General features: G+C 66.0%; 8 protein-coding genes. 7 read left to right on the top strand and 1 reads right to left on the bottom strand.

Annotated features, from left to right (window positions below; translation table 11 throughout):
* Positions 1 to 110: 110 nt before the first annotated feature.
* On the bottom strand, positions 111 to 1133 hold the full coding sequence (locus QMX83_RS17770; RefSeq protein WP_282297976.1) for a LysR family transcriptional regulator: 1023 nt from the start codon (positions 1131 to 1133) through the stop codon (positions 111 to 113).
* Positions 1134 to 1275: 142 nt separating this feature from the next.
* On the opposite strand from QMX83_RS17770, the gene QMX83_RS17765 reads away from it, so the two are divergent.
* The 7 genes from QMX83_RS17765 to QMX83_RS17735 all read left to right on the top strand — a co-directional run bounded on the left by QMX83_RS17765 (position 1276) and on the right by QMX83_RS17735 (position 9462).
* On the top strand, positions 1276 to 1503 hold the full coding sequence (locus QMX83_RS17765; protein ID WP_282297975.1) for a hypothetical protein: 228 nt from the start codon (positions 1276 to 1278) through the stop codon (positions 1501 to 1503).
* Positions 1500 to 2270, top strand: coding sequence for an SDR family oxidoreductase (locus tag QMX83_RS17760; protein ID WP_282297974.1), 771 nt, complete (start codon positions 1500 to 1502; stop codon positions 2268 to 2270). The genes QMX83_RS17765 and QMX83_RS17760 overlap by 4 nt, the downstream gene beginning before the upstream one ends.
* 79 nt (positions 2271 to 2349) lie before the next feature.
* Complete coding sequence (locus tag QMX83_RS17755) at positions 2350 to 3549, top strand: efflux RND transporter periplasmic adaptor subunit (RefSeq protein WP_282297973.1); 1200 nt, start codon at positions 2350 to 2352, stop codon at positions 3547 to 3549.
* Between the two features lie 129 nt (positions 3550 to 3678).
* Positions 3679 to 6852: a multidrug efflux RND transporter permease subunit gene (locus QMX83_RS17750; RefSeq protein ID WP_282297972.1), complete on the top strand. Its 3174-nt coding sequence runs from the start codon at positions 3679 to 3681 to the stop codon at positions 6850 to 6852.
* A 25-nt stretch (positions 6853 to 6877) separates the two neighbouring features.
* On the top strand, positions 6878 to 7615 hold the full coding sequence (locus QMX83_RS17745; RefSeq protein WP_282297971.1) for an SDR family oxidoreductase: 738 nt from the start codon (positions 6878 to 6880) through the stop codon (positions 7613 to 7615).
* Entirely contained in the window at positions 7609 to 9039 is a 1431-nt protein-coding gene (locus tag QMX83_RS17740) for an efflux transporter outer membrane subunit (RefSeq protein WP_282297970.1), read from the top strand. The genes QMX83_RS17745 and QMX83_RS17740 overlap by 7 nt, the downstream gene beginning before the upstream one ends.
* Before the next feature lie 156 nt (positions 9040 to 9195).
* Positions 9196 to 9462: a hypothetical protein gene (locus tag QMX83_RS17735; protein WP_282297969.1), complete on the top strand. Its 267-nt coding sequence runs from the start codon at positions 9196 to 9198 to the stop codon at positions 9460 to 9462.
* Positions 9463 to 9540 lie beyond the last annotated feature (78 nt).

The raw sequence follows: 9540 nt of genomic DNA, 5'->3' as shown, positions 1-9540 counted from the left end.
GGGCTTGCCCGGCTGCTGTTGGGCTCTCGCGAAAAGCCAGCCGGGCAAGCCCGGCTCTACGGAGCGATCCCACATCAAGCGCAGCCACGCAGGGCGTGGCTCTACGCAGATCACCCGGCGGTGACCGTCTCCAGAATCCGCTTGCCGGTCTCCTGCAGCTCCGCTTCCACCTGCGTCTGCTGCTGCTTGGCAAGCTTCGCGGCCGGGCACTGCGCCAACATGTAGTTCGCGTCGAAGTTCAGCTTTTCGACCAGGAAATCAACGAACACGCGCACCTTCGGCGACACCAGACGACCGCCGGCGAAGACCGCGTTGAAGTCCACCTCCGGGCCCGTCCAGCCTGCCAGCACGCGCCGCACCATGCCCGATTCAATGAACGGTTTGGCCATCACGTCGCCGGTCAGCAGCAGGCCTTCGCCGCACACCAGTGCGCCGTTCAACGCAGACGGATCGTTTGCGACCAGCAGCGGATTGACCGGGAAATCGCGCAGATCTCCGCCGTTCTCGCCCAGCTGCCAGAAGAACCGGTTGTTGTTGAGATTGCGCGCCTTGCGCATCGCCAGGATGCGATGGAACTGCAGCTCGTCCGGATGCAGCGGTTCGCCATAGCGTTCGATGTAGGCGGGGCTTGCGAACACCTGCGTGCGCAGGCTGCCCAGCTTGCGTGCCACCAGGTTGGAATCCGGCAGCGCACCCACTCGCAAGGCCAGATCCGCTTCGCCTGCGATCAGGTCCAGCTTCTCGTTGCCCAGATGCATGTCCAGCTGGATTTCCGGGTACTGCGCATGGAACTGCCCAAGAAGCGGCGCGATCCAGGTGATGCCGATGGAGTAGGGCACCGTGAAGCGCAACCAGCCACGCGGGCCCGATTGCAGCTGATTTACCGCGCCCTCGGCTTCTTCCAGTTCGCGTGCAATGCGCTGGCAGTGTTCGTGATACACCGAACCCGCCTCGGTCAGGCCCAGTCGCCGCGTGGTCCGGTGCAGCAGGCGCGCGCCGAGCCGCGTTTCCAGTTCCTGCACCTTGCGGCTGACCGTGGTCTTGGGCAGGCCGAGCGCGTTCGCAGCTGCAATGAAGCTGCCTTGCTCGACCACTTTGACGAAGATCAGCGTGTCGTTGAGATCGTGGGCCATGACGGAGTCCAGGTCGGGGGTGGAGATAGAGTGCCCGAAAGATTGTGCCGGGTACGGGACGATTATTCCCCTTAATCCGGACTAATCAAGGGGGAGTTTGGGGTCTAATCTGCCGCCATTCCCGAACAGAAGGACCCTGGCCATGCGCCTGCGGAACATTCTCGGCCACATCTTTGGTGGCCACAACACCTCGCTGGACCTGGCCATGACCGTTGAAAAGCGCCCGGGTCCGTTCTCCGACAAGGCTTTCCGTGAATTCACCCCGGCTCCCCGGGCACAGCGCGGCGGTACCGTTCGCCTGGCCTCCCGCCAGCCCGGTCGACTGGCCGGAATTGGGATTATCCCGGTCGCGGGAGTGAAAGTCCCATGAGCGGGACGCTGGCCCCCGAAGTGCTGGTGCTGGGCGGCACCGGCAATGTGGGGCAGGGCATTGTGGCCGCGCTGCTGGAGGCCGGCAGCCCGGTGCTGGTGGTCGGTCGCGACCCCGGCCGGCTGGCCGCGCTGCGCGAGCAGTTCGCTGATGAGCCTGGTCTGGAAACCCTGCTGGGCTCGGTGGCTGACGACGGCTCGGCGCGCGCGCTGGCCGAACGCATCGCCCAGCGTCCGCGCGCGTTGGCTGCGGTGATCGCCAGTCTGGGCGCACCGCTGCGCTCGGCCCGGTTGCTGTACCAGTCCGCCGACTGGCTGCAGCAGCGCCTGCACACCGACCTGATGCCGCACGTCAACGCCGCCCATCACCTGGTGCCGCTGCTGCAGCCGCGCGCGGGCGGTGCGCACTATGTGGTGATCGGCAGCCCCTGCGGCTTGCGCCCCTGGGCCGGTCACGGCGACACCTCGGTGGCCTCCGCCGCGCTGCGCATGTTCGTGCAGGTGCTGCACGAAGAAGCACAAGGTGTCGGCGTGCGTGCGCAGATGCTGGAAGTGGCGCACCCGGTGTGTACGCCGGTGAACGCCGCCAATGCCTGCGCCGAATGGCCCAGCGCGCTGGCGGTTGGTCGTCGCGTGGTGTCGGTGCTGGATGACTGCCGCGACACCCGCCCATTCCTGCGCTGTGACACGCGCGACAGCGCCTTGCCCAAGGGCCTGCTGAAGATGAGCGGCCCGGTGCCCTGGAACAACTCGCTCGACATGGCTTGACCTCAACCATTGTTGAGGTCCGAACATGCGCCCCCTGTTGCAACTGTTTCCCCGTTACCACCCCCTACGGATGATTCCCATGAACCTTTCCTCCTCTACTCCGATTGTCCGGCGCCTTGCGCTGGGTACCGTGACCGCCCTGGCCCTGGCGGTGATGGTCGGCTGCAGTGGCAGCCACGCTGAAACCGCCGCGCCGCCGCCGCCGCAGGTCACCGCCGCACCGGTACTGATCAAGCCGGTCAGCCAGTGGGACGACTTCAGCGGCCGGGTTGAAGCCGTGCAGAGCGTCGAGCTGCGTCCGCGCGTGAGCGGCTACATCGACAAGGTCAACTACACCGAAGGCGAAGAGGTGAAGAAGGGGGACGTGCTGTTCACCATCGACGCCCGCAGCTACCAGGCCGAATATGACCGCGCTCGTGCCGAGCTGACTCGCGCCCGTACCCAGGCCAGCCTGGCCCGCAGCGAATCGGACCGCGCCAAGAAGCTGTCCGATCAGCAGGCCATCTCCACCGAAACCTGGGAACAGCGCCGCGCCGCGGCCGACCAGTCCGGCGCTGCCGTGCAGGCCGCGCAGGCCGCCTTGGATGCCGCTGCACTGAACCTGGAGTTCACCAAGGTGCGTACGCCGATCAACGGCCGCGCCGGCCGCGCGATGGTCACCGCCGGCAACCTGGTCACCGCCGGCGACAGCGCCAGCGTGCTGACCACGCTGGTGTCGCTGGACACCGTGCACGTCTACTTCGATGCTGACGAAGGCACCTTCCTGCGCTACTCGCAGATGGCCCGCAAGGGCGAACGCCCGAGCGAGCGGGACAGCGAACTGCCGGTGAAGGTCGGCCTGTCCGGTGAGGAAGGCTACCCGCACACCGGCAAGGTCGACTTCCTCGACAACCAGGTCACCCGCAGCACCGGCACCATCCGCGTACGGGCGCTGCTGGATAACGCCGACCGCGCCTTCACTCCGGGCCTGTTCGCCCGCGTGCAGCTGCTCGGCAGTGGCCAGTTCAACGCGATGCTGATCGACGAAAAGGCCGTGCTCACCGACCAGGACCGCAAGTACGTGTACGTGGTGGACGACAAGAACACCGCCCAGCGTCGCGACATCGTGCTGGGCCGGGGTGCTGAAGGTCTGCGCATCGTGCAGCAGGGTCTGAAGGCCGGCGACCGCGTGATCATCGACGGCGTGCAGAAGGTGTTCATGCCGGGCATGCCGGTGCAGGCCAAGGCGGTGGCGATGCAGCCCGAAGCCAAGCCGGCACCTGCGGTTGCTTTGAAATAACGTGCAGCCGGGCATGGCCCGGCTCTACATCTGTCGCGCCCCATGCAGGGGAGCTCGTTTCCAAGGTCGTCAGCGACCGTGGCGGGTTCCTGCATGCCGGCGTTGGCGAAAACCTCCAGGAATCCCCTCATGGACTTTTCCCGTTTCTTCATCGACAGGCCGATTTTCGCGGCGGTGTTGTCGATTGTGATCTTTGCCGCTGGCTTGATCTCCATTCCGATCCTGCCGATCGGCGAGTACCCGGAAGTGGTGCCGCCGTCGGTCGTCGTGCGTACCGTCTACCCGGGTGCCAACCCCAAGGTGATTGCTGAAACCGTGGCCACGCCACTGGAAGAAGCGATCAACGGCGTGGAAGGCATGATGTACATCAAGTCGGTCGCCGGTTCCGACGGCGTGCTGCAGATGACCGTGACCTTCCGCCCGGGTACGGACCCGGACGATGCCGCGGTGAAGGTGCAGAACCGCGTCGCCCAGGCGCAGGCGCGCCTGCCCGAAGACGTTCGCCGCCAGGGTGTGACCACCCAGAAGCAGTCGCCGACCTTCCTGATGGTGGTGCACCTGACCTCGCCGAACGGCAAGTACGACACCCTGTACCTGCGCAACTACGCCCGCCTGCACGTCAAGGACGCGCTGGCCCGTATTCCGGGCGTGGGTGATGCGCAGATCTTCGGCGGTGGTGACTACGCCATGCGCGCCTGGCTGGACCCGGACAAGGTCGCGGCCCGTGGCTTGACCGCCAGTGACGTGGTGCGCGCGATGCGCGAGCAGAATGTGCAGGTTTCGGCCGGTCAGCTCGGTGCAGAACCGATGCCGAACAGCCAGTTCCTGACCCTGATCAACGCCCAGGGCCGCCTGCGCAGCGAGCAGGAGTTCGGTGACATCGTGCTCAAGGCCGGCGAAGACGGCGAAGTCGTGCGTCTGTCCGATGTGGCCCGTGTCGAACTGGGTGCGGGCGACTACACCCTGCGTTCGCAGCTGGATGGCAAGAACGCGGTCGGTATCGGCATCTTCCAGGCTCCGGGGGCCAACGCGCTGGAGATCCGCGATGCGGTGATCGGCACCATGGACGAAATGCAGAAGACCTTCCCGGCCGACGTGAAGTACGAAGCGGTGTACGACACCACCATCTTCGTGCGCGATTCGATCAAGGCCGTGGTCTCCACCCTGCTCGAAGCCATCGCCCTGGTGGTGCTGGTGGTGATCCTGTTCCTGCAGACCTGGCGCGCCTCGATCATTCCGCTGATCGCCGTGCCGGTGTCGGTGGTGGGTACGTTCGCCGCGCTGTACGTGCTGGGCTTCTCGATCAACACACTGAGCCTGTTCGGTCTGGTGCTGGCGATCGGCATCGTGGTCGACGACGCCATCGTGGTGGTGGAGAACGTCGAGCGCAACATTGAAGAAGGGCTCTCGCCCACCGCCGCCGCGCACCAGGCCATGAAGGAAGTGTCCGGGCCGATCATCGCGATCGCGCTGGTGCTGTGCGCGGTGTTCGTGCCGATGGCCTTCCTGTCCGGCGTCACCGGTCAGTTCTACAAGCAGTTCGCGGTCACCATCGCCATTTCCACGGTGATCTCGGCGATCAACTCGCTGACCCTGTCGCCGGCCCTGGCCGCCCGTCTGCTCAAGCCGCACGGTGCGCCCAAGGATGCCCCGAGCCGTCTGATCGACCGTCTGTTCGGCTGGGTGTTCCGTCCGTTCAACCGCTTCTTCAAGTCCAGCTCGGAGAAGTACGAGCGCAGCGTGTCGAAGATTCTCGGCCGTCGCGGTGCGGTGTTCGTGGTCTACGCGGTGCTGCTGGTCGGTACCGGCTTCATCTTCAAGATCGTGCCGCCGGGCTTCATCCCGACCCAGGACAAGCTGTACCTGATCGCTGGCGTGAAGCTGCCGGAAGGTTCCTCGATTGCCCGCACCGATGAAATGCTGCGCAAGGTGGCCAAGATCGCCCAGGAAACCGACGGCGTCGCCCACACCATTTCGTTCCCGGGTCTGAACGCGCTGCAGTTCACCAACACGCCGAACACCGGTGTGGCCTTCATTCCGCTCAAGCCGTTCAACGAACGTAACGGGCGTACCGCTGCGGAGATCAATGCCGAGATCAACCAGAAAATTGCCGGGCTGGGCGAAGGCTTCGCGTTCGCGATGATGCCACCGCCGATCCTCGGCCTGGGTAACGGCAATGGCTACCAGATGTTCATCGAGGACCGTGGCAACCTGGGTTACGGCGCGCTGCAGAATGCCGTGCAGGCGATGCAGGGTACCGTCGCACAGACCCCCGGCATGGCCTTCCCGATCACCAGTTACCAGGCCAACGTGCCGCAGCTGGATGCGGAAGTGGATCGCGTCAAGGCCAAGGCCCAGGGCGTGGAACTGACCGAGCTGTTCGACACCCTGCAGACCTACCTGGGTTCGTCGTACGTCAACGACTTCAACCAGTTCGGTCGTACCTGGCAGGTGATCGCCCAGGCCGACGGCCAGTTCCGTGACAAGGTCGAGGACATCGGCAAGCTGCGTACCCGCAACAACCGTGGCGAGATGGTGCCGATCGGTTCGATGGTGACCGTGAAGGAAACTTACGGCCCGGACCCGGTGCTGCGCTTCAACGGCTACCCGGCCGCCGACCTGGCCGGCGAAGCCGACCCGCGTCTGCTGTCCTCGGCCGAAGCCATGAACAAGCTGACCGAAATCGCCGGGCAGGTGCTGCCGGCGGGCATGACCACCGAGTGGACCGACCTGAGCTACCAGCAGGCCACCCAGGGCAATGCCGCGTTCATCGTGTTCCCGGTTGCGATCCTGCTGGCCTTCCTGGTGCTGGCTGCGCTGTATGAAAGCTGGTCGCTGCCGCTGGCGGTGATCCTGATCGTGCCGATGACGCTGCTTTCCGCCCTGTTCGGCGTATGGTTGACCGGCGGTGACAACAACGTGTTCGTGCAGGTCGGCCTGGTGGTGCTGATGGGTCTGGCGTGCAAGAACGCGATCCTGATCGTCGAGTTCGCCCGCGAGCTGGAAATGGGCGGCAAGGGCATTGTCGAAGCCGCGCTGGAAGCCTGCCGTCTGCGTCTGCGTCCGATCGTGATGACCTCGATCGCCTTCATCGCCGGCACCGTGCCGCTGGTGCTGTCGCATGGTGCCGGTGCCGAGGTGCGTTCGGTCACGGGTATCACGGTGTTTGCCGGCATGCTGGGCGTCACCCTGTTCGGCCTGTTCCTGACCCCGGTGTTCTACGTGGCGCTGCGCAAGCTGGTCACCCGCAAGGGCGGCGGCCAGCTGGTCAGCCACGGCGCACCCACCGTTCACCACCACTGAATCCATTCCCCACGAGGTTATTGAAATGACGACTGAAACCCAGAAGATCGCCCTCGTCACCGGTGCCACCCGTGGCATCGGCCTGGAAACCGTGCGCCAGCTGGCCCAGGCCGGCGTGCACACGCTGCTGGCCGGCCGCAACCGCGACACCGCCGTCGCGACCGCGCTCAAGCTGCAGTCTGAAGGCCTGCCGGTGGAAGCCATCCAGCTGGATGTCAACGACAGCGCCAGCATCGAGGCCGCAGTGAAGGCCGTGGCCGAGCGCCACGGCCGCCTGGACATCCTGGTCAACAATGCCGGCATCCTGGTTGACGACACCTCGCTGGCTCCTTCGCAGCAGAGCCTGGACACCTGGCGCACCACGTTTGAAACCAATGTGTTCGCGGTGGTCGCCGTCACCAACGCGTTCCTTCCGCTGGTCAAGGCATCCCCGGCCGGTCGCATCGTCAACGTGTCCAGCATTCTGGGATCGCTCACCCTGCACAGCCAGCCGGGTTCGCCGATCTACGGCTTCGCGGTGCCGGCCTACAACGCCTCCAAGAGCGCGGTGAATGCCTGGACCGTGCAGCTGGCCTATGAGCTGCGCGACAGCACCACCAAGGTCAACACTGTGCACCCCGGTTACGTGAAAACCGACATGAACGGTGGCGAAGGCGAGATCGAAATCAGCGAAGGCGCACGCTCCAGTGTGGGCATGGCGTTGATCGGAGCCGACGGCCCCAACGGCAGCTTCACCTACCTCGGTGAGGTGCTGCCATGGTGATCCGTGTGTTGACCGCCGCCGTGACCAGCGCGCTGCTGGCCGGCTGCGTCAGCGTCGGCCCCAACTACCAGGCACCGCCGGCACAGCCGGTGGTCCTGCAGGGGGCGGCCGCAGAAGTGTTCACCACCGAATCGCCGGTGGCCAGCTGGTGGGCACAGTTTGACGACCCGGTGCTGGAACAACTGGTGCATGACGCGCTGGGAGCCAACCTGGACCTGCGCATCGCCATGGCCCGCGTGCGCGAAGCCCGTGCGGTGTTCGTCGAGCAGCGACTGGACCAGTTGCCGCACGTCACCGCCGGCGGCAGTTATGACCGCCGCAAGCAGCCCGACGCCAGCGTCGGCGGCGAACGTGTCTTCAGCGAAACCTACCAGCTCGGCTTCGACGCCGGCTGGGAGCTGGATCTGTTTGGCCGCCAGCGCCGTGCTGCCGAGGCGGCACGCGCCGATCTCGGCGCGGAGCAGGACAACCTCGCCGACGCGCAGGTCACGGTCGCTGCTGAGGTGGCGCGCAACTACTTCGAGCTGCGTGGCAGCCAGAAGCGCATCGACGTCGCCCAGCGCACCCTGGTCAACCTGCGCGAAACCCAGCGCCTGACCGAAGCGCGTTGGGAACTGGGGGCCGGCAGCGAACTGGACGTGCAGAGCAGTCGTGCGCGCTTGAAGGCGATTGAAGCGGACATTCCGTTGCTGGAAGTGGCCGAAGTGCAGTCGCGGCATCGCCTTGCCGTGCTGCTCGGCCAGCGTCCGGATGCACTGGACGCGCGCCTGCAGCCGCAGGACGTGCCGGCCTACGCCAAGGCGCTGCCGCTGGGTGATACCACCGACCTGCTGCGCCAGCGTGCTGATGTACGCAGCGCCGAGCGTCGGCTGGCAGCGGCCACCGCCCGTGTGGGCGTCGCCACGGCGGATCTGTTCCCGCGGATCAGCCTGAGCGGTTTCGTCGGCTTCCTGTCCGGCGATGCCAGTGGCCTGGTCAATGGCAACAACAAGGCGTGGTCGGTGACCCCGTCGATCAGCTGGGCCGCGTTCGACTTCGGCACGGTGAAGGCCCGTCTGCGTGCCAGCAAGGCGCAGGCCGACGGTGCCGCGGCCGAGTATGAAAAGGCGGTACTGCTGGCGCTGGAAGACACCGAGAACGCACTGACGCGTTACGCCAAGCAGCAGGCGCGCCTGGGCATCGTGGTCGAACAGGCGCAGGCCGCACGGCGTGCCGAGCAGCTGGCGCAGATCCGCTATCGCGAAGGGTCGGAGGACTTCCTCACCCTGCTCGATGCGCAGCGCACCCAGTTGGCGGCCGACGATGCATTGGCGGCTGCCGAGTCGACGGTGAACGTCAGTGTGGTCGGCGTGTACAAGGCACTCGGCGGTTGGGGCCAGCAGCGTGATGCCACGCCGCCGGCCATCGCCGGCACGATGCGCTGACACGGCGGGGAAGGGCGGCCGCGTGCCGTCCTTCCCCTCTGCGTAGGCATCAGCCGCGACCGCGTGCAGGGATACTCCGCATTGACGGCATTGCCTCTGACGCACTGCGCAATCACAAGGCTAAATGGGCACCCCTCCATGACAGGAAGTGTGCCCATGCATGATCAGTACCGACTCCCGCCGGAGTGGAACCGCGAAGAAAAACGCTTGAACACGGCCAGTCTTTCGGTCGGTGTGCTGCTGCTGTTGCTGTTGGCCGTGCTGGCCGTCACGCTGGGTTTTGCTCGTCTACCGGATGCCTTGCTGGAACTGGGCGTCGTGGCGATCGGCCTGTTCCTGGCGGTGAGCGCGCGCATCTACCAGGCGCGTGAGCAGCATCTGGCGCTGTGCCGGGCGCTGGATCGTCTGCATCGTCCTTATTGACTGCCGTAGAGCCGGGGGCGGGCCCGCGGGGCGGGCAAACACCCCGGCCGCGCCCCGCGCGAACGGGGCAATCCCCCG

It is taken from the genome of Stenotrophomonas sp. PS02289, from assembly GCF_029960115.1.
In the GTDB taxonomy this organism is placed as follows: Bacteria; Pseudomonadota; Gammaproteobacteria; order Xanthomonadales; family Xanthomonadaceae; genus Stenotrophomonas.
Note: the sequence above shows the minus strand (reverse complement) of the source record. Positions and strands in the feature narration are given on the sequence as shown.

Excerpts from the sequence above, each read along its gene's own strand:
- QMX83_RS17760 (WP_282297974.1), top strand. The coding sequence starts at position 1,500 with ATGAGCGGGACGCTGGCCCCCGAAGTGCTGGTGCTGGGCGGCACCGGC.
- QMX83_RS17750 (WP_282297972.1), top strand. The coding sequence starts at position 3,679 with ATGGACTTTTCCCGTTTCTTCATCGACAGGCCGATTTTCGCGGCGGTG.
- QMX83_RS17735 (WP_282297969.1), top strand. The coding sequence starts at position 9,196 with ATGCATGATCAGTACCGACTCCCGCCGGAGTGGAACCGCGAAGAAAAA.
- QMX83_RS17745 (WP_282297971.1), top strand. The coding sequence starts at position 6,878 with ATGACGACTGAAACCCAGAAGATCGCCCTCGTCACCGGTGCCACCCGT.
- QMX83_RS17740 (WP_282297970.1), top strand. The coding sequence starts at position 7,609 with ATGGTGATCCGTGTGTTGACCGCCGCCGTGACCAGCGCGCTGCTGGCC.
- QMX83_RS17770 (WP_282297976.1), bottom strand. The coding sequence starts at position 1,133 with ATGGCCCACGATCTCAACGACACGCTGATCTTCGTCAAAGTGGTCGAG.
- QMX83_RS17755 (WP_282297973.1), top strand. The coding sequence starts at position 2,350 with ATGAACCTTTCCTCCTCTACTCCGATTGTCCGGCGCCTTGCGCTGGGT.
- QMX83_RS17765 (WP_282297975.1), top strand. The coding sequence starts at position 1,276 with ATGCGCCTGCGGAACATTCTCGGCCACATCTTTGGTGGCCACAACACC.